16 protein-coding genes and 2 pseudogenes are annotated in these 18,268 nt (G+C 67.2%); 8 read left to right on the top strand and 10 right to left on the bottom strand.

Annotated elements, in window-relative coordinates; all coding sequences use genetic code 11:
• The first annotated feature begins 205 nt into the window (after positions 1-205).
• On the top strand, positions 206-1,315 hold the full coding sequence (locus QO011_RS23400) for a hypothetical protein (protein WP_307277236.1): 1,110 nt from the start codon (positions 206-208) through the stop codon (positions 1,313-1,315).
• A gap of 11 nt (positions 1,316-1,326) precedes the next feature.
• Here the strand turns inward: QO011_RS23400 and QO011_RS23395 are convergent, their stop codons facing one another.
• Positions 1,327-1,746, bottom strand: a complete 420-nt coding sequence (locus QO011_RS23395; protein ID WP_307277234.1) for a cupin domain-containing protein — start codon at positions 1,744-1,746, stop codon at positions 1,327-1,329.
• A 176-nt stretch (positions 1,747-1,922) separates the two neighbouring features.
• Here QO011_RS23395 and QO011_RS23390 point away from each other — a divergent pair, with 176 nt between their 5' ends.
• Positions 1,923-3,035 carry a M50 family metallopeptidase gene (locus tag QO011_RS23390; RefSeq protein WP_307277231.1) on the top strand — a complete coding sequence of 371 codons (1,113 nt, stop codon included), beginning with the start codon at positions 1,923-1,925 and terminating at the stop codon, positions 3,033-3,035.
• Positions 3,036-3,092: 57 nt separating this feature from the next.
• On the opposite strand, the gene QO011_RS23385 is transcribed toward QO011_RS23390, so the two are convergent.
• Together QO011_RS23385 and QO011_RS23380 are read right to left on the bottom strand one after the other, a co-directional pair.
• Positions 3,093-3,872, bottom strand: coding sequence for a nucleoside phosphorylase (locus tag QO011_RS23385; RefSeq protein WP_307277229.1), 780 nt, complete (start codon positions 3,870-3,872; stop codon positions 3,093-3,095).
• An 18-nt stretch (positions 3,873-3,890) separates the two neighbouring features.
• Positions 3,891-4,247 carry an ArsR/SmtB family transcription factor gene (locus tag QO011_RS23380; RefSeq protein ID WP_307277226.1) on the bottom strand — a complete coding sequence of 119 codons (357 nt, stop codon included), beginning with the start codon at positions 4,245-4,247 and terminating at the stop codon, positions 3,891-3,893.
• A gap of 122 nt (positions 4,248-4,369) precedes the next feature.
• Here QO011_RS23380 and QO011_RS23375 point away from each other — a divergent pair, with 122 nt between their 5' ends.
• On the top strand, positions 4,370-5,116 hold the full coding sequence (locus QO011_RS23375; protein ID WP_307277224.1) for an SDR family NAD(P)-dependent oxidoreductase: 747 nt from the start codon (positions 4,370-4,372) through the stop codon (positions 5,114-5,116).
• 711 nt (positions 5,117-5,827) lie between these two features.
• Here the strand turns inward: QO011_RS23375 and QO011_RS23370 are convergent.
• Positions 5,828-6,553: a 3-keto-5-aminohexanoate cleavage protein gene (locus tag QO011_RS23370; RefSeq protein WP_307277222.1), complete on the bottom strand. Its 726-nt coding sequence runs from the start codon at positions 6,551-6,553 to the stop codon at positions 5,828-5,830.
• Between the two features lie 351 nt (positions 6,554-6,904).
• On the opposite strand from QO011_RS23370, the pseudogene QO011_RS23365 reads away from it, so the two are divergent.
• A pseudogene (locus QO011_RS23365) lies at positions 6,905-8,542 on the top strand (hypothetical protein); the annotation flags it as partial.
• Between the two features lie 220 nt (positions 8,543-8,762).
• Here QO011_RS23365 and QO011_RS42555 read toward each other — a convergent pair.
• A pseudogene (locus QO011_RS42555) lies at positions 8,763-8,801 on the bottom strand (hypothetical protein).
• 2 nt (positions 8,802-8,803) lie between these two features.
• Here QO011_RS42555 and QO011_RS42550 point away from each other — a divergent pair.
• The gene (locus QO011_RS42550) at positions 8,804-9,265 is read left to right on the top strand and encodes a M10 family metallopeptidase C-terminal domain-containing protein (RefSeq protein ID WP_370882003.1); all 462 of its coding nucleotides are present in this window, start codon (positions 8,804-8,806) and stop codon (positions 9,263-9,265) included.
• Between the two features lie 122 nt (positions 9,266-9,387).
• Here the strand turns inward: QO011_RS42550 and QO011_RS23360 are convergent, their stop codons facing one another.
• From QO011_RS23360 to QO011_RS23350, 3 genes are all read right to left on the bottom strand, one after another.
• Positions 9,388-10,701: a glycoside hydrolase family 130 protein gene (locus tag QO011_RS23360; protein WP_307277391.1), complete on the bottom strand. Its 1,314-nt coding sequence runs from the start codon at positions 10,699-10,701 to the stop codon at positions 9,388-9,390.
• 77 nt (positions 10,702-10,778) lie between these two features.
• Positions 10,779-13,109 carry a glycosyltransferase family 4 protein gene (locus QO011_RS23355; protein WP_307277390.1) on the bottom strand — a complete coding sequence of 777 codons (2,331 nt, stop codon included), beginning with the start codon at positions 13,107-13,109 and terminating at the stop codon, positions 10,779-10,781.
• Between the two features lie 99 nt (positions 13,110-13,208).
• Positions 13,209-13,361, bottom strand: coding sequence for a hypothetical protein (locus QO011_RS23350; RefSeq protein WP_307277217.1), 153 nt, complete (start codon positions 13,359-13,361; stop codon positions 13,209-13,211).
• A gap of 666 nt (positions 13,362-14,027) precedes the next feature.
• On the opposite strand from QO011_RS23350, the gene QO011_RS23345 reads away from it, so the two are divergent.
• From QO011_RS23345 to QO011_RS23335, 3 genes are read left to right on the top strand one after another with little or no spacing between them, the layout of a single operon-like run.
• On the top strand, positions 14,028-14,378 hold the full coding sequence (locus QO011_RS23345; protein WP_307277215.1) for a hypothetical protein: 351 nt from the start codon (positions 14,028-14,030) through the stop codon (positions 14,376-14,378).
• 20 nt (positions 14,379-14,398) lie between these two features.
• Positions 14,399-14,848 (top strand): hypothetical protein, encoded by a 450-nt coding sequence (locus QO011_RS23340; protein WP_307277212.1) that lies wholly within the window; start codon positions 14,399-14,401, stop codon positions 14,846-14,848.
• A 48-nt stretch (positions 14,849-14,896) separates the two neighbouring features.
• On the top strand, positions 14,897-15,517 hold the full coding sequence (locus tag QO011_RS23335) for a helix-turn-helix domain-containing protein (RefSeq protein ID WP_307277209.1): 621 nt from the start codon (positions 14,897-14,899) through the stop codon (positions 15,515-15,517).
• Positions 15,518-15,558: 41 nt separating this feature from the next.
• On the opposite strand, the gene QO011_RS23330 is transcribed toward QO011_RS23335, so the two are convergent.
• Both QO011_RS23330 and QO011_RS23325 read right to left on the bottom strand, forming a co-directional pair.
• The gene (locus QO011_RS23330) at positions 15,559-16,488 is read right to left on the bottom strand and encodes a dimethylarginine dimethylaminohydrolase family protein (protein ID WP_307277206.1); all 930 of its coding nucleotides are present in this window, start codon (positions 16,486-16,488) and stop codon (positions 15,559-15,561) included.
• Complete coding sequence (locus tag QO011_RS23325; RefSeq protein WP_307277205.1) at positions 16,485-18,074, bottom strand: zinc-binding metallopeptidase family protein; 1,590 nt, start codon at positions 18,072-18,074, stop codon at positions 16,485-16,487. The genes QO011_RS23330 and QO011_RS23325 overlap by 4 nt, the downstream gene beginning before the upstream one ends.
• Between the last annotated feature and the right edge of the window lie 194 nt (positions 18,075-18,268).

The following is an 18,268-nucleotide window of genomic DNA, read 5'->3' as shown; positions in this document are numbered from 1 at the left end:
TCGTGGTCGAAATCTTCTGCGCAATGCGCCCCTGGCGTGCAGCAAACACCGATCATGCCCTGAGCCGGCCGGCGCGCGGCGCCCGACCTCGGGATCGCGGGAGGAGCCATGCTTCACGATGAAGCCCGTGCGGCGACGCCGCGGAAAGCCGATCGGCCTCGACGGCTGGTGCCGGTCGCGGCTCGGCGAACCGCGGACTTCAGCCATGTCTGACCGAGCGGCATTCACTCGGCGCCGGGCGCCGAACCTCACGGGAGATGCGGCGCGCTGGATCCTCGCCGGCGTGGCGGCGCTTGCAGCCCTGTCCCTCGGCGCCGCGTCCGCCCGGCCCGTCGGCGAGGACCCGTGCTTCCTGGCCGCGGGGGCAGAGCAGGGCGCCGGCCTGCCGCGGGCGCCGTGGCGCGCCCGCCTCGACCGGGACGTCGCGGTCTATCTCATCAAGCATGCGCAGCGGGCCTGCCATCGGCTCGAAGGCCTGGCGCGCGGCGATGCCCGATTCGCCGAAGGCGGCTCGCCCGATGCCGGGCTCGCGGCGGTCGCCGGGCTCCTGCGCGGCGGCATCCTGGAGCCGGTCTACCGCAGCTATCCCGCCCTGCGCGGGCAGGACCTGAGCGATCGCCCGACCACGGCGCTCGATGCCACGCCTGTTCCGAGGCAGGGCGGCGACCGTTCCGGCACGCCGCGGTTCGGCCTGATGATCCGCCCGAGCCGACTGGCGCGGCCGACGGCCGTGCGCCTCCTCCGCGCCGCCGACGGCGCACAGGCGGCATTCGGCAAGATTGCGGCGGATCGCCTGAAATCCACCGATCTGGCCAAAGCCGAGGAGCTGATCCGGGTGCTCAGCGATGTCATCGCGGAGATCGGCTTCATATCCTCGCCCGCCTATGCCGCCTTTCCCGACCTTTGGCGTGCGCAGGTGCGCAGGACAATGGCCGAGACCCCGCCGCGGACCGCCGCGAGCGATGCGTCCTTTCGCAAGGCCGCTCGGGCAGCGGGCATCGTGCACGTCAGCGAGCGGGCCCTGTCGGCCATCCGCTGCATGCTGGCCTTGTCGCTGCGGGACGGTGGATCGCGTGACCAACTGGCGACGATCGTCTGGTCGAAGGGAGGGCAGGCCAGGGGCCCCGGCGATACGGCGTGGAAGGAGCTGCCGCCCGGACCGCAAATGGGCCTCTATTCCAGGCGTCAAATACCGCCCGACATCATCCGGCGCATCGGCGGTGTCGACATCGTCTTCATGGACGACGACCCGCCGCGGATGGCCGGCAAGACGATCGACTTCGAGAACGGCAGGCTGGTGCTGAAGGAGCCGTAGCGGCGTCCCTGTCACGCCCTGCGATAGCCCGGCAGCGCGGCATCGTCGACGTCGGGCAGGTTGACCACGATGTTCTCGGGCGACCGGCAGGCGATCCACCACAGCTCCTCAGTCGTGCTCATGTTGGCTTCGAGATGCGGCAGGAACGGCGGCACGAACATGAAGTCGCCGGCGGCGAGGTCGACGAACTCCTGATAGTCCCGGCCGAAATAGATGCGGGCGCGGCCGGAGAGCACATAGGCGCCGGTCTCGGCCGGCCCATGGTGATGCGGCAGCGAGCGGAAGCCCGGCCGGTTGCTGGCCTTGCCGAACCAGAGCTGCTTTGCCGGCGTGTGCTGCGGCCCGACGCCCGTCACCAGCGCCAGCCCGCCGGACTGGGCCGTGTCGCCCTGCTCCTGGCCGCCGCGCGTCACCACCGGCCGATCGTTCATGGCCTGTCCATCTCCCGGCCGCCCGAAGCGACCGTCCGCCGACGCTCCCTCGACATGCCGACCTTACGCGCCTGCCGATGACGTGCAACCCGCGAGGCTGTGCCGCAACGAACTTGCCGGCGTGCCGGATTGCAATAGGCTCGGCCCCGTCGCGCAGAGACAACAGGGGAGATTGCTTGTCGCCGCTCCTTCTGCTGATCGCGTCCCTGCTGGCCGGCGCCTGGGGCAGCCTCGTGCTGCACGAGGGCGCCCACGCCCTTGTCGGCCGGCTGGTCGGACTGCAGATCCGCGAGATCCGCTTCGGCATCGGCCCGACGGTCTTCCGCTGCCGTCTCCGAGAGACCGAGATCCGCGTCGGGCTGCTCCCGTCGGGCGGCTGGGTGATGACGTTTCCGCCCTTGTCCCACGGCAAGCCCGCCCTGGCGCTGTTCTACCTCGCGGGGCCGATCGCGGACCTCGCATGGCTCGTCGGCCTGCTCGCGGTGTTTCGCGCCTATGGCGGGACGCCGGCCGTCAACATCGCGATGCTCTCGGTCATCCTCCTTCATATCGTGCGGTTGTGGGGGAGCCTCGTGCCGCATTGGGGCACGCTTTACGGCACGCGCCTTCCCAACGACATGCTGGCGCTGTGGCGGACGCTGCGGCGGAAGGACGACCAAGCCTATCGCGCGGCCTATCTCGATGCGCTGCGGCGGTATCGCGATCCAGCCGAGCCGGCGCCACCCCTGTCCGGCCGGTCCGACCGGATCGCCTACCATATCCTGCAGGCTCGTGCGGCGCTTCGCCCTTTGACGGACGAAGCGATCGATGCGCTCGGGCGCGAGCTGTCGCGCGCATCCGAACGCAGCGAGCAGCTCCTGATCATCGAGTCGATGGTGATGAGCGTGCTGGCGCGACCGGGCTCGCGCCACCGGGTCCATCTCGATCCCTGGACGAGCCGGGCCCTCGCCCTCTCGCCCGATCTTCCGACGGTCAGGGGATCGCGCGGGGCGGCGCTGGTGCGCCTGGGGCGCCATCGCGAGGCGCTCGACATCCTGGCCCGGGCCGAAAGCGCCGATGATGCCGACCGCTGCCTCACCGGCGCCTTCCAGGCCCTGGCCCATTTTCACGAGGGCCGCCGGGACCTCTCGGCCGATCTGATCGAAGCGTCGCTGACCATCCTGCGGACGCACGGCTGGGAGGGGTGGATCGGGCGGGGGATCGTCGAGCGGATTCGCGCGGAGATCGAGCCGCGCGCCGGAGGGAATCCGCAGCGGCGGCCCGAGGACGAGATTCCCACGCAGGCCTGAGCAGCCAGACGGCGCCGGCATGGCGGGGGCTGGCGCCACGGCCGCCGTTCGCGCGCGTCAGCGCTTGCCGTGGGACAGGCGCGCGGCGGCGAGCGAGGCCACCCGACAGGCATCGACCACGGCGCTTTCCACCTCCATGCGCTCCCTGGTGACGCGGTTGGACCCCACGGCACAGATGCTGCCGGTGCGCAGCCCGAACAGCGAGCCGAGGACGAACAGCGTCGCCGCCTCCATCTCGAAGGTGGCGACGCGGCGCGAGCGGAGATAGTCGGCCGGCCCTTCGGCATCGGTCAGCACATGGCCGCCGGGAATGGGATTGCCCTGGCCGCCGTAGAAGGAATCGGCGCTCGCCGTCAGCCCGACATGGTAGCGCAGCCCCAGTTCCTCGCAGGCCGCGACCAGGGCGTTGGTGACGGCGAGGTCGGCAATGGAGGGATATTCGCGGCCGACATAGGCATCCACCGTGCCGGTCAGGCGCACCGCGCCATGCTGGATGACGAGAGAGCCGGGCGCAATGTGCTCCTGCAATGCGCCGCAGGTGCCGACGCGGATGAAGGTGTCGGGACCGGCCTCGGCCAGTTCGAGCACCGCGATTTCGGTCGACGGGCCGCCGATGCCGGTGGAGCAGGCAGCGATATCGGCGCCGTGCACCGTGCCCTTGGCGAGGCGGAACTCGCGGGCGAACGAGATTTCCTCATAGCTGTCCCACACCGTACCGATCAGCGGCACCCGGCCAGGATCGCCCGGCACCAGCACGCAGCGGGGCAGGGCGGCATCGCCGATGTCGACATGGCGCTTGCGGCGGCCGACAGTGGGGTTTGGCGCTGTGGTCGTCATGGCATCCGATCGAAGCGGTCAGGCATCCCGGGGCGGCCCGGCCCCCGCCGCGGACTGGACCTTGTGGGCATTGATGATCGCCGGGATCAGGCCGGGAAAACGGCTCTCGATCTCGCTGCAGCGCGAGGAGTTCTGCATCTCGACGCCCTGGCGCTCGCTGCGGATCAGGCCGGCCTCGCGCAGCACCTTGAAGTGCTGGGACAGCGTCGATTTGGGGATCGTCCTCTCGGCGATGGTGGCGAAGGCGGCGCAGTTCGCCGCGCTGCCCGATCCGGCGATCTGGATGAAGATGGCGACGCGCGCCGGATCGGACAGGGCATGCAGGATGGCCTCGACCCGGACGTCCTCGACGGAGGGATGAAGCAGCGGCCTCATGGAAATGGATATAGGCCCTCTTGCAGGGTGGTTCAATAGTTCATAATTTCAGAACTACGCGACTAATGAACTCGCGGAGGCGCCGCCTCCGGTTCCGGTCGCACCACCCGAAGGAACCACCCATGAGCAGACTTTCCGGCAAGGTCGCGGTCGTCACCGGCGCGTCGAAGGGCATCGGCGCGGCGATCGCCAGGGCGCTCGGCGCCGAGGGCGCCTCTGTCGTCGTCAACTATGCCTCGAGCAGGGAGGGCGCCGACAAGGTCGTCTCCGCCATCACCGGCGCCGGCGGCAAGGCGGTGGCCGTGCGCGGCGACGTCGCCAAGGCCGCCGAGGCGCAGGCCGTCATCGACAAGGCGATCGAGGCCTATGGCCACCTCGACATCCTGGTCAACAATGCCGGCGTCTACGCCTTCGCCCCGCTCGAGGCGATCACCGAGGAGCATTTCCACCGGATCTTCGACATCAACGTGCTCGGCACGCTGCTGACGACGCAGGCGGCCGCCAAGCATCTCGGCGAGGGCGGCAGCATCATCAACATCGGCTCGGCCGCCAGCCGCCTGACGCCGCCGAACTCGGCCGTCTATACGGCCAGCAAGGGCGCGGTCGACGCCATCACCGGCGTGCTCGCCCGCGAGCTCGGCCCGCGCAGGATCCGCGTCAACGGCTTGAACCCGGGCGTGGTGGAGACCGAGGGCACCCACAGCGCCGGCTTCGTCGGCTCCGAGTTCGAGCAGGGCATCGTGGCCCAGACGCCGCTCGGCCGCGTCGGCCAGCCCGAGGACATCGCCAGGGCCGCCGTGTTCCTGGCCACGGCCGAAGCGGGCTGGGTGAGCGGCGAGACGATCATCGTCGGCGGCGGCCTGCGCTGAGCGAAGGAGGAGGCGGCGGGCGAGGCGGGCTTGGAGCGCGTCGCCCGCTGCCGATGCAGGCTGGATCGGATGACATCGAGCAACTGCCGAGTGCAGAATCCTGCAGCTGTTCTACCCTTCGCGCGATGACGTTGGGGCATGGGGCGAATGCGTAGGAAGCTCGGACGATCCGTTTTGATGCTCGCCGTCGCGCTCGGCGGTTGCGACGCGCTTCGTGGCGTCAGCACGACGGCGCAATTTCAGGGGCGCTTCGATCCATCCTGCATCGATCGAACTCTTCGGAAGGTTCCTGGAGTCACGGGGGTCAGCTTCAAGCCTCGCGACACGCCTGGGCGTGAAGGCCCTGTGACCGCTAGCCTGTGGGTCTACGAGACAGAAGGCTCGATAGGGTCCGTTCAAATTATGAGTAGTAAAGGAGATTTGCACTATTTGAATGGGAATCAATGCATGAATTGTAAGATGAGCCTTGCTGAAATGGTTTCATATCAGCCGGTGATGAGAAGGGTTAACGCAGAGCTCACGGACAAATGCGGATTTTCCCTGGGCGACTCGAAAGAGACATTCGCTCGATAGGGAGGTCGCAGACCTCGTAAGCTCCGCAGGGTCTGGTGCTATGCCGCGCCATTCGGCTGCGGAGCATCGGGGCACTGGAACAGCGAGGCCCTGTCGTTGGAACCGCGAGGCGAGTGCAGCCGATCGCTCTGGAGCGGTTCAATCGGCTGCCGTGGCGTGGAACATGGCGACTGCGGCGGCCACCAAGGCCGCGTTGTCGCGTGCCGTTGTCCCATCCCCGAGATGCTTGCCGTCCTCCAGGCCGACGCGCGTCGACCATCGCCGCTGGCGCGCAAGCCCGACGAAGGGCCAGACCGTCGCATCGAAGCCGTGCAGGAGGATGGGGCGTCGCATGCCCGCGCGGTCGAGCACTGCGGCAATGCCATCCGCGACCTGGCGCGCGACATCGAGGTCCTGCTCCTCGATTTCGATCAGGACCCGGAAAACCCGGCGGTGATCGGGGAGCGTGATGAGGCGCTCGGCGTCGGCGACGGATGCAAGCCCGGCCTCGACCCCGACCCCGCGCCGATGCAGCAGGTCGATGATGGCCGGCGCGTCGAATTCCGACAGGTTCACCGAGGCATAGTCCGGCAGTTCGCTCCACGCCGCGATGAGATTGCGCGTCTGCGCCTCGTCACTCTCGATCCAGGCGCCCGTCGACACGCCGACGAGGGTGCCGGGGCAGGCACGGCGAACGGCGGGAATGGTTGCGTCCACGGCCGACAGGCTTTCCCGCCCATCGGGGCCGCGTGGGTGGATGTGCAGCTCGGCCGCACCGGCATCGACGCAGGCGGCGCCATCGAGCGCCATGGCTTGCGCCGTCAGCGGCAGCCGAGGGTGGAAATCGACGGGGCGTGCGCCGTTGAGGCAGGCTTGGACGATCATGAGGTTTCCGGTCGGGACAAAGCGAGGGGTATCGTAGCCTCGCATCGAACGGCGCGCAAAAGGCCGAAAGCAGCCGAAAGTCCCGATGGCAGGGCATAGGATTGCGGTATCTGCGCTTTTTGACGGTCGCGTCTGCCATCGGACCAAGCCTTTGGGATTGCTCATCCCGGATCGGCCATACGCAGTCACCGCCCGTCCGCGTTCGTGTAACGGCGGGTCTTCGCTGCCGGTCTCTTGAATGATAGGGGCCGGACCGATCTCGACCCATCGGACGGCACGTGCCAGGATCGGACTACATCCGCAGAAGACGCGTTCTTTGCACCAAAGACAACGCAGCAATGGGTGAGGACGATGGCGAACATCTACGGCACCAATGGTCCCGATGTCCTCAACGGCACGGGCGGCAACGACAATATCTACGGCAATGCCCAGGGCACCGATCCGGCGCTCGACACCGGCAACGACACCCTGAACGGCCTGGCGGGCAACGACGTTCTGTGGGGATATGGCGGCGACGACACGCTGAATGGCGGGTTCGGCAACGACACGCTGAATGGCGGCATCGGCAATGACACCATCCGCGATGACGATTCCACGACCGATCTCGGAAACGATCAGATTTCCGGGGGCGACGGCAACGACTTCATCTTCAGCATCGGTGGTGTCGATACGATCGACGGCGGGGCCGGCGTCGACACGGTGTTCCTCAGTCGTGCTTCGACGGTCGACCTGACCTTCAACATGACCGGCAGCACGGGCACGACGGTTCTCCAGGGGGACGGGACCACCGTCAGCAACGTCGAGGTGGTGAATCTTCGTACCGGATCCGGCAACGACACCCTGTCCCTGACCGGGAGCTCCGTGGTGGGCTCCCTCCTCGACGGCGGAGCCGGCAACGACACCTTGAGCAATGCCGAAACCCTCATGGGCGGCGACGGCGACGACAAATTGACCGGCGGCGTCACTCTGCTCGGCGGCGCCGGGGACGACGTGCTGCGCAACGGCATCAACATGTATGGCGGCGACGGCAACGACAAGATCTATGGCGCCGGCGCCGTGCAGATCTACGGGGGCGCCGGCGACGATACGATCTCGTTCGACAGTGCCCAGGTCATCTATGGCGGGGCTGGGAACGACCGGATCGTGGGCGGCGACGGCTTCGACAACCATGTGCTGGACGGCGAGTACAACGGGCGATTCGATCCCGGAAACGACGTCATCGCCACCGGCAGCGGCAATGACATCATCGAGAGCCGGGGCGGGGCCGATACCATCGATGGCGGCAGCGGCATGGACCAGGTGCTGCTCGACCGCAGCACGGCCACGGCCGGGTTGACGTTCGTGATGACGAGCACCGCCGCCGCCACGACGCTGGTCGGCGACGGGACCACCGTCCGCAACGTGGAGCAGTTCCACATCATCGGGGGCAGGGGAAACGACACGTTCAGCACGCTCGACGGGGACGATACGCTCGAGGGCGGCGGCGGCGACGACACGCTGAATGGCGGCGGCGGGTTTGACCACCTCGATGGCGGTGCGGGGAACGATCATCTCGATGTCGGCCTCGGCGGAGGACGGGCACAGGGCGGCATCGGGGACGACGTTCTGATTGCCGTCGGCTTGGGGAGCGAGGATGCCTATCAGCAGACCGAGCTCGATGGAGGCGCCGGCAACGACACCTACATCATCGATTCGGGCGACGTGAAGATCTACGAGGACACCAATGCCGGCGTGGATCTCGTCCAGTCGAGTGCGTCATACATACTGATGTCCGCCGTCGAGAACCTCACGTTGATGGGTTCGGCCGCGATCGACGGCACCGGCAATGCGCTCGACAACACGATCTTCGGCAACAATGCGGACAACACGCTCAGCGGCAGTTATGGCAACGACGTCCTGCGCGGCCATGGCGGCAACGATGTCCTGATCGGAGGGGACGGCACGGACACGCTGTCGGGCGGCTCGGGCGACGACATCCTGTACGGTGGCGCCGATCCGTTTGGCGGTGCCGGCGACACCATGATGGGCGATTCGGGCAACGACGTGCTGAACGTCACGGGCAGCCCGGTCCTGGTGGATGGGGGCACTGGCACCGACACGCTGAACGTGCGCACGAGCGCGACCTTCGCGGCCGGCAGCGTCCTCGGGATCGAGAGGATCAATGTCGCGGCCGGGGCGCATGCCGACTTCTCGGCCATGGATGTCGACCTCACCGTTCAGACCTTTTCCTCCGCCGCAACCTCCGCAACGGTGGACGGTGGCTCGGGTGTCGATCGGCTCTATGGCAATGTCGGCGTCGACATCCTGAACGGCGGCGCCGGCCGCGACGGCCTGTCCGGCTTCGCCGGCAACGACGTCCTCAACGGGGGGCTGGGCGCGGACACGCTGACCGGCGGAGCGGGCGCCGACCAATTCGTGTTCAACGCGCCTCTGGTCGCCGCCAATGCCGACCGCATCCAGGACTTCGAGGTGGGCACGGACAAGCTGGTGCTGGACCATACGGTGTTCACGGGTCTCGCCGCGGGCTCCCTCGCGGACAGCCAGTTCGTCGTCGGCACGCACGCGACGAGCGCGCACGCCACGGTGCTCTACGACGCATCATCCGGACAGCTCTTCTACGATCCGGACGGCACCGGCAGCGAAGCTGCCGTGCGGTTCGCCTATCTGACCGGCAACCCCACCATCCACGCGAGCGACTTCACCATCATCTGACGTCGGGCCGCGGAAGGCGGCGCGATGCTGCGGTCCTTGCTTCGCGCCATGAAGTTGCAGCGGAGCGCCCTTCTCCTGGGTGCGGGCGGCGGCGTGGTTCTCGCCGCGCCGTTGCCGGCTCCCTATGCCGGGCCTGCGCCGTCCTCCATCGCACGCATCAAGGCGGCGATCTCGATCGTCGCGAAATGGGAGAACGTGTCGGAGATCGCGTAGGGCAGAATGATCCGGTCGTTGTGCCGCATGGCTCCGCAGGTATAGACCACGTTCGGAACATAGCCCTCGCGCTCCGAGGGGTCGGGGCGGACCAGCGGCTCGCGGGAGCGGGCGAGAACCTTGGAGGGGTCGTTCTTGTCCAGCAGGACGGCTCCGATCGAGTATTTTCGCACCGGGCCGACGCCATGGGTCAGGAGCAGCCAGCCCTGGTCGAGCTCGATCGGCGACCCGCAATTGCCGATCTGCACGAACTCCCAGGGGAATGCCGGCTTCAGGATGGCGACACCTCCATTCCACTCGTACAAGTCATCCGAGTAGATGAGGTAGAGGTTCTCGTTGTCCTGTCTGCCGATCATGGCGTATTTCCCGGCGATCTTTCGGGGAAACAAGGCCATGCCCTTGTTGCGCGCGGCAGTACCCCGCAGGGGCGTCATCCTGAAGGACATGAAATCGGTGGTCTCGATCAGCTCGGACCGGATCGCCTTGCCGCTATAGGCCGTGTAGGTTGCGAAGAACGTCTTTCTTCCCTCGTCCTCGAACTCGACGAAACGGGCATCCTCGATGCCGTTCGACTGGGATTCCGTCACTGGAAATATCACGCGTTCGCTGATTTCCTCGTCCGCCTTGAAGTCGACCTCGACAATGTCGCCTTGCGGTCCCGGGATCCGGCTCGTGACGCGGGGGATCGAGGCGAGGCGAGCCGTCGGATCGACGGTGACGCCGCCCTGCAATCCGATGGACCCGGACCGGAAGGTCAGGGAGGACACGTGGCCCTCTCCGACGGCGCGCAGGCTCAGGACGAAGCGACGCTCGCCGTCCGGCACGCCGGACTGATCGGGGTGAGAGACGATGCTCGGATTGAACAAGGCCGCCGCCTCGAACGAGTATTCATGCAGGAAATACGCTCCGACCAGCCGGCGCTGCGGCTTGGTGAATGCGGCATGGGCGGCGAAGGCCTCCTCCATGTCGTCGGCGCGCGCCTCGAACGTCGCCAGGAGGTTGCGGTGCCGTCCCTGAAAGTTCTCCAGCACGTCGGCCAGTTGTTCGGCCGCGGCTTCGGGGCTCAGGGACAGGACCCGGTCGACGATATGGTTTGCCCGCGCCTTGTCGGTGGGGTTGAGGTCCCGCGGCTCGGTCGCCGGCTTGAAGGGGCGCACGACGACCCTCGCCGGGTCAGGCCGCAGGTAGAGAGCCTGGCGATTCAAGAACGTGACCTGTGACACTGCTTCCCCGGCTCCCGTCCATCCATGCAAAGCACCGCGTCGGGCTTTGAGTCCAAAAATACGTCCTTGCGCGGAGCTCAATGCGGGCGCGCGAGGGGGCCTGCCGGCTCCGGTCCGCGGGCCAGGTGCGGGACGAACCGTCCCCGCCTCTGGCTCAAGCGGGCGATCTGACGGATCTCGGCGAGGGCAAGAAGGTAGGACAGGACGGATTCGGCGCCCATGTTCTCGTTGGGCCGATCCGGGTGCAGCCCGTCGCGGCAACTGCCGTTCTCCACATCGGCCAGCGGGGACGACAGGTCATTGTCGCCCAGGAACCATGCGAAGGCGCGCTCTGCCTCGCCTCTCCATGCGCGATCGCCGCTTGCCCGCCACGCCGCGATGCACGCGGAGATCGTCGCCGCGGCCTCCAGGGGTTGCTGGTCGAATGCCGGTGGCTGCCGTCTTCGGACGTCGCCGAAGCCGTGCGTGCCCACGGGCCTGAAGCATCCCAGCGGCGCCGTCTGAAGCGTCGTCAGCCAACGCAAGGACCGCAAGCCTGCCGCGACCTGGGCGGACGTTCCGGTCGACATGCCCGTCGCGATCAGAGCCTCCGGCAGCCGGGCGTTGTCATAGGCGAGGCCGTCCTCGAACCACACCCAGTCCTGCGCTTCGACCGCCGACAGGATGGTCAGCAGCCGGTTCGCCAGGACCTGGCGGATGGCCTCGGCCTTCGCATCGTGCGGGACGGCGGCGCAATAGGCGTTCAGCCCGAGCAGCGTGAAGGCCCAGGCACGGGGTGAGCGAAGGCTCTCCGCCACAGGCAGCGCCTCGGCGAACAGGCGGGCGGCCCAGCCCCGCCGCGACATGTTGGCGTCGCTGCGTGCGCATTCGCCGAGAGCCCAGAGGGTCCGGCCATGGCTGTCCTCGGAGCCGCTGTCCTCCAGCCAGGCCCGGCCGTAGCTCATGAAATTCCGGAACCGCCGCGTGTCGGGATTCCAGGCATGCTGGATGAACGCGGCGAACCGCCCGGTCAGAGTCTCCGACAGGCGTTGCTCGCCCGGGCGATTGAGAGCGCAGGCGAGCAGCAGCGCACGCGCGTTGTCGTCGACGCAATATCCGTGCGAGCGGTCGGCGACCGAATGAACGGCGTGCTGCAAGAGGCCGGTGTCGTCGCAGAGCGAAAGAAAATAGCCGATCCGCATCGCAGGCGGCGCCCGATGATCGGTGAAATGGTATTCGGCCGAGAGTGCCGCCTTGCCCGGCGGCATCTCTTCGGGGCGATGCCCGCGCCGGGCGCTCTCGAACACGGCGAGATAGCGGCCGGCGGTCCGCTCCCAGGTCATCGACCGGCTGCTTGCATAGGCCCGCTCGCGCATGGCCTGTCGCCGCGGGTGGTCCGTGAGCAGCCCCGCGATTTCGCTGCCGATTGCAACGGAATCGCCGAACGGAACCAGAACGCCGCGCCCGCCGGCCAGCAGCTCCTGTGCATGCCAATAGGGTGTCGAGACGACGGCTTTCCCCAGACCGAAACTGTAGGCCAGGGTGCCGGACGTCATCTGCGCCTCCCGCAGGTACGGCGTGACGTAGACGTCGCACATCGAGATGAGGTCGAGCAAAGTGGCCTGGTCGACGAACTGGTCGAGAAAGACGACATGGTCTTCGATGCCGAGCGCCCGCACCCGGGCCAGCAGGCTCTCGCGATAGGTCTCGCCCTGGTCCCGGACGAGGTTGGGATGCGTCGCCCCGAGCACGACATAGACCGCATCCCCGCGGCTTTCGAGGATCGAGGGCATGGCATCGATCATGATCTCGATGCCCTTGTTGGGAGACAGAAGGCCGAATGTCAGAATGACGGTCCTGCCCGCGAACCCACGTTCGGCCTTGACCCGGTCGGGCTCGACGAAGGCGACATCGGGGATCCCGTGCGGAATGACCTCGATCTTTTCCGCCGGCACGCGGTAGACGCTCTGCAGCAGGGTCCGGCCCTTCTCCGCCATGACGACGATCTTCGCCGACGTATCGATGATTCTGTTCATGACGCTGCATTGGACTGGCGTCGGCTCGGCCAGGACCGTGTGCAGGGTGGTGACCACCGGCATGGTCAGGCGCGAGAGGAGCGCCACGATATGGCCGCCGGCGTCGCCGCCGAAAATGCCGAACTCGTGCTGGAGAGAAACGACGTCGATCCCGCTTGCGTTCAGAACCTCGGCCGCACGGACATATTCGGAGATGTTGCCTTCATCGATTTGAAGGTGAACTGCGGGCGGATATTCGTAGATGCGCCCGCGGTCCGTCATCGCCACGATGCTGGCCTCGACGCCCGCGCATGATGCTTCGATTGCCCGCTGCAGGTCGGCGGTGAACGTGGCGATGCCGCAGCGGCGCGGGAGCGAATTGCCAATGAGGGCGATGCGGCTGAGTTGGGCGATGATCCTGGCTCCGTTGAACGATACCGATCCTTGAGAACGCATCCGGCACATCGGCTGGCTGCCATCGACGCCTTGTCGGGGCAGCCATGCTCGACTGCCTCATCCCTTCTTCTTCGAAGCTTCGAACGAAGTCTTTGGGACGAGCGTCGGAATAGATGCGCTCTTGGCCCAGGTGTTCGCCGCCGCCACGGATTCCACCTTCTTCTTCGGCTTGCGAACCTCACGATTGCCGCGCATGCGTCCTTTGGCCAAACCATCCTCCCGTGTCGTCTCGATCCGCTGCGACGGCGCAGCACCTCCGGAGCTTGAAGCGAGCGATCGGCAAACGCTTTCGCGCCTTCGATCACCAGCAATCCGGTCATCAGGTCTGCTTGGAAACTCGGCTCCCAAGTCGACGCCTTTGCCCCCGTGCACGGCGCGAACACCCCGCACAAGAAAGGCCTTCTGTCAGAAAATAATCTCGGAAATCGAAACCGTTAGAAGAAAACTTCGAGATATGTCTCGATATTTGTCGCTGAATTCTTGGTAATTTATCGCCTGCCACTCCATCAATATGGGTGCTTTTCACATATATTACAAGCCCATTTGAACTCATCTGCGTGATAAAAAACATTGGATATTGGCCTCGTCACGGCTTGCCGCGCCGAATTCATCAGCCGTGGCGCCCGGCCTCGGCCTCGACGGCGTCGAACCGTCGAGGGGCCTCCTCCGACGATTTTGCTGAGGCCGATTTGCGAGCCGCCATCCGCCTCGAATTCTTCAGAACACAGAATGAAATAATGTAATAATATTTTGAATTCTCTTGTATTTTTACTGCGCATCGTGCATGTTATGGGAGAAGATAATAAATAATTTTCAGACGAACGCCCTTCCGGGGGAAGGGAATTTGTTCGTCTGATCGGCCATCGGAGGATCGAGATGAACAGCAATTCCTTGGCGTGGATCAAGCCTGCCTTGTTCGGTGCGTGCGCCGGTGCGGTCGCGCTCGCTGTGGTCGGCTTCCACTGGGGTGGGTGGGTCACTGGCGACGGCGCCAGGAGCATGGCCGAGAGCCAGAGCCAGGACGCCGTCGTCGTCGCCCTGACGCCGATATGCCTGGATCTGGCGAAACGAGATCCGGACTTCGCCGCCAAGCTGGCGGATCTGAAGAAGGCTTCCTCCTATGGGCGTGGAGAGGAGATCGTGAAGGCCGGATGGGGAACGACGCTCGGTACGGAGGCGACCAACAAGCTGGTGGCACGCGCTTGCGCGGACAAGCTGGTGCTCTGAGCGGCGTGCGCCACGCAGCCGTGACGAAAGAGCTGCGTCATCGCCATTTCCCCCTGCAGGATCCGCCGTCGCTGGTCCTGCTCGTGGAGAGAGATCTGGCTTGCCGTCTCCGCTGCGCGCACGAATTGCTCGATTACGGCTATGAAGTCGTCGAGAGCGAGAGCCCCAGCGAGGCGCGGGGTGTGCTCGACGGGCGCGACGATTTCGACGTGATGATCGCCGATATTCATCCGGACGAAGCGCCGGGCGGCCTGGCGCTCGTGCGCTATGCCGCCAGCCATCATCCGTCCATGAAGATTCTGGTCGACTCCGATTGGCCCGGTGCGCGAGCCGAGGCGAATGACGTCGGCGCCGGCGTCATGCCAAAGCTTCGCCATGGCGGCGTCCTGGCTCAGCAAATGCGCGATCTCTTCGACGAGCCGCCCGTCGTGGCGCCTTGGGCGGGCAATTCGTGCCGGCCAGGAGAATAGGGCGTCCGGTGCGGCCCGGCTTATTCTAGAGGACGGTCAAGGAGTTCCATGGTGACGACGGAGTCGAGGCTGATCTACGGCAGTTCGAACGGGGACCGCTGGCTCCTCGTTCCTGAGGACGGTTCGGGGCGGCTGCTGGTGCGGCATGAGCCGAGCCAATCCTCGGGCGGCCTTCCGACGATGACGGACGTCGGCGCGTTCCTGGCACAAGGCGCGGAGGCGCCTCAACATCAGGCGCTGCGGGCGCTTCTCGGCGCATCGCTTTTCCCGAACCGCCATGAAGGGCGCATGTTTGCGGCCGAAGGATCGGACAAACCACAGGATGGGCGGATCACGGCCGCACAGATACGGGCAGCCCGTGGCCTGCTGGGCTGGTCCAGGGAGCGGCTGGCGCTCGAAGCGCAATTGGAGCGCGAGGAGGTCGTGGCCTGCGAGAACGGGCGCGGCACGCCCGTCCATGAACAGCTGCTGCGGATCAGGCGAGCCCTGGAGCTGGCGGGCGTCGTCCTGATGAGCGAAGGCGAGCTCACCACCGGCGGTCCCGGTGTCCGAATGGGGGCGCTGGGCACCTCGACCGGCCAGGCCAGCGATGCTCCGGAGTGGGAGCTCAACGACAACGACCAAAGCGAAGAGACCGCACGGGCGGGGGCTGCGGGCGCGCAGTCCTGACGGCAGGGGGACAGCGGCGGCTCGCCGTCGTCCCCCTTGCCTCACGCCACCTCGCGCCGCAGCGCCTGCGCCATGCAGTGGATGCCGCCACCGGTCTTGGAGATCTCGCTGGTGTCCACCGCCGCGACCTCGAAGCCCCGGGCGCGCAGCTGCTCGATCAGGGTGCGGCTCGAGGTCGGGGCGATGATGCGGTCCTTGCCGAGCGCCATGAAGTTGCAGCCGAGCGCCATCGTGTCCTGGAAGGGCACGTCGATGATCTCGTGGCCCTTGCCCTTCAGCCAGTCGACGATGCCGGGCTCGGTGCAGGCCAGGCACACGGCGGTGAGCTTGGGGGCGATCGGCACCACCATCAGGTCGATATGGACATAGTACTCGTCGATGAAGGCGAGCCGCGTCTCCCAGCCCTCGGCCTTGAACCAGGCCTCGACCTGGCGGGCGCCTTCCTCCTGGGTGCGGGCGCCGCCGCAGCCGATCAGCACCACGCCCTCCTCGATGACGTTGAAGTCGCCGCCCTCGAAGGTGCCTGCCGTGACCATGTCGTAGATCGGGATGCCGAGCTTCTCATAGGTGCGGATGGCGGCATAGTTCTCGCCGCGCCGCCACCAGTTGGCCATGGCGGTGATGATGGCGCCATAGGGGGTCATCACGCTGGAATCGCGGGAATAGACCTGCATCGGCAGCTCGGGCGTCGGCTCGTGCCAATGGATCGCGACGTCGAAATGCTCGTAGGCCGCCACCAAGTCCTTGTGCTGGGCCTGCGCCGTCTGGATGTTGCAGGGCGCCTCGCGCAGGTGCTTGCGCGACAGCGAGCTGGTGGCGAGGTGCTTGAGGAAGGCGGGCGAGCCGAGCAGCACGTCGGTCAGCGGATCGGTCTCGTTGCGGAAGCCCCAGCCGGCGAGCGGCCTGGTGCCGCCCTTCGGGTTGCGGCGCTGCAGGGAGAAGGGCTCGGCGATGCGTTCGTGGCGGGTCATGCGGGGCTCCTCGTGGACGCGGGCGGGGTGGGGATCCACCAGTCCCGGCCGCGCGGGGTGGTGACGTATTCGGGCCAGCGGAAATGGATCGGCGGCTCGTAGTCGCAGAGCGGCCCGATCCAGTTGGAGCCGCCGATGCCGCCGCCGGTGCGCTCGACGAATTCGCGGCGCGCGGCGGCGCGGGCCTCGCCGTCCTCGATCAGGCGTAGCGCCGCCAGCGCCACCGTCTTGGCCGCGCAGACCACCATGGGATCGATGGTCTCAGGCATGCCGCCGAGGGCGTTCATCACCCAGGCGGGATAGGCGAAGCCGGCGGGGGCGCGCAGGGCCGGGCGGCCGACATAGAAGCGCGCGGTCGGCGCGTGCCAGCTCATGTCGGTATAGTCGTCGGAGGTGGAGTTGACCTGCGAGGGCGGCAGGTCGCGCCGGAGGATCGCCTCGGCCGCCTCGGGCTCGATCAGCCGCTCGCATTCCGGGATGAAGGGATCGGCCATGGGCTCCAGGCCGAGGCCGGCCTGGATCTGGCGTGCCAGCGCCTTGGCCGGCTCGTCCCAGCGCGGGGCACCGACCTGCGTCAGCGCCTCGTAGGTGAGGCGGGCCATGGCGTGGTTGGCGAGGCCCGGGCGCGACTTCGACACCCAGTGCCGCTCCACCCGGCAGCCGGCCGTGGCCGCCGCCGCCTCGGCGTTGCGGTCGAGCGCGGCCGTGACCTGCTCGGCCATGGCCAGGGTCGGGACGCGGATCATGTACTGGATCTCGGCGAGGCCGGCGGCCAAGTTGTCGGCGGTGGCCTGGCCGGCGGTCAGCACCGCCTCGCTGATCGACCAGCCGCCCTGGTGCGGCAGCATGGAGTCGCGCAGCGCCTTGGACAGCATGAACATGGTCATCAGCGCTTCGCCCGCGCCCGGCGCCCGCACCGCCGAGTGGGATTGCGGGATCGGCGCGCCGTCGCCGCGGCCCCAGTCCTGCGGCCGGTCGCAGACGAAGCGGTAAACCATCGCGTAGGCGGCGCCGCAATGGGTGTCCCAGCGCGCGGTGTTGAACAGCGGCAGCATGTAGGCGGGGTGGAAGGAGATCATCCCGTCCAGCCCGTCATAATAACCCTTGGCCGCATGGATCGGCTTGGATCCGCGCACCTTCTCGGCCGGCTCGCCGGTGAAGCGCAGCGTGCCCGCCAGGCCGTGGCGCTGCATCGCCGCCTTGCAGGCGAGCAGCCCGCCGAGGCTGGCAATGCCGAGGCCGGAATGCGGGTCGGTATGGCCGCCGGCATGCTCGCTGAGGCCGGGACGCGGACGGCGCACCGGCGCCGCATCCTGGCAATTGCCCGGCACCGCGTCGTACTCGGCATACATGCCGATGGTCGGCCCGGGGCCGTTGCTCCAATGGGCCGAGAAGGCGGTGGGCATGCCGCCCGAGCCTTCCTCGACGGAGAAGCCCTCGCGGCGCAGCCGGTCGACATACCAGGCGGCGGAGTCATATTCGCGCCAGGCGGTCTCGCCGAGGTCGAAGATGTGCCGCGTCCAGGCGGAGAGGGCGGGGCGGGCCTCCTCGACATGGCGCAGGGCGGATCGGGATGCGGGCGTCACGGCACGGGTCTTCCGTCAGGGATGGGCGAAGGCGCCCTCATGGCCGGGACGAGCCCGGCCATGAGGGCGGAAAGGGGCGAGTCCCTATCTGCGGACGTCCCTTCGCCGAGCTTGAAATCCTGGGAAGAGTTAAGCTGTGATCCTCCCGCCAAAAAAGTGATATGTTTTTCCGCTTCCGGCAAATTTGCTTCACC

This window comes from Labrys wisconsinensis (assembly GCF_030814995.1).
GTDB classification, from domain to species: Bacteria; Pseudomonadota; Alphaproteobacteria; order Rhizobiales; family Labraceae; genus Labrys; species Labrys wisconsinensis.
Note: the sequence above shows the minus strand (reverse complement) of the source record. Positions and strands in the feature narration are given on the sequence as shown.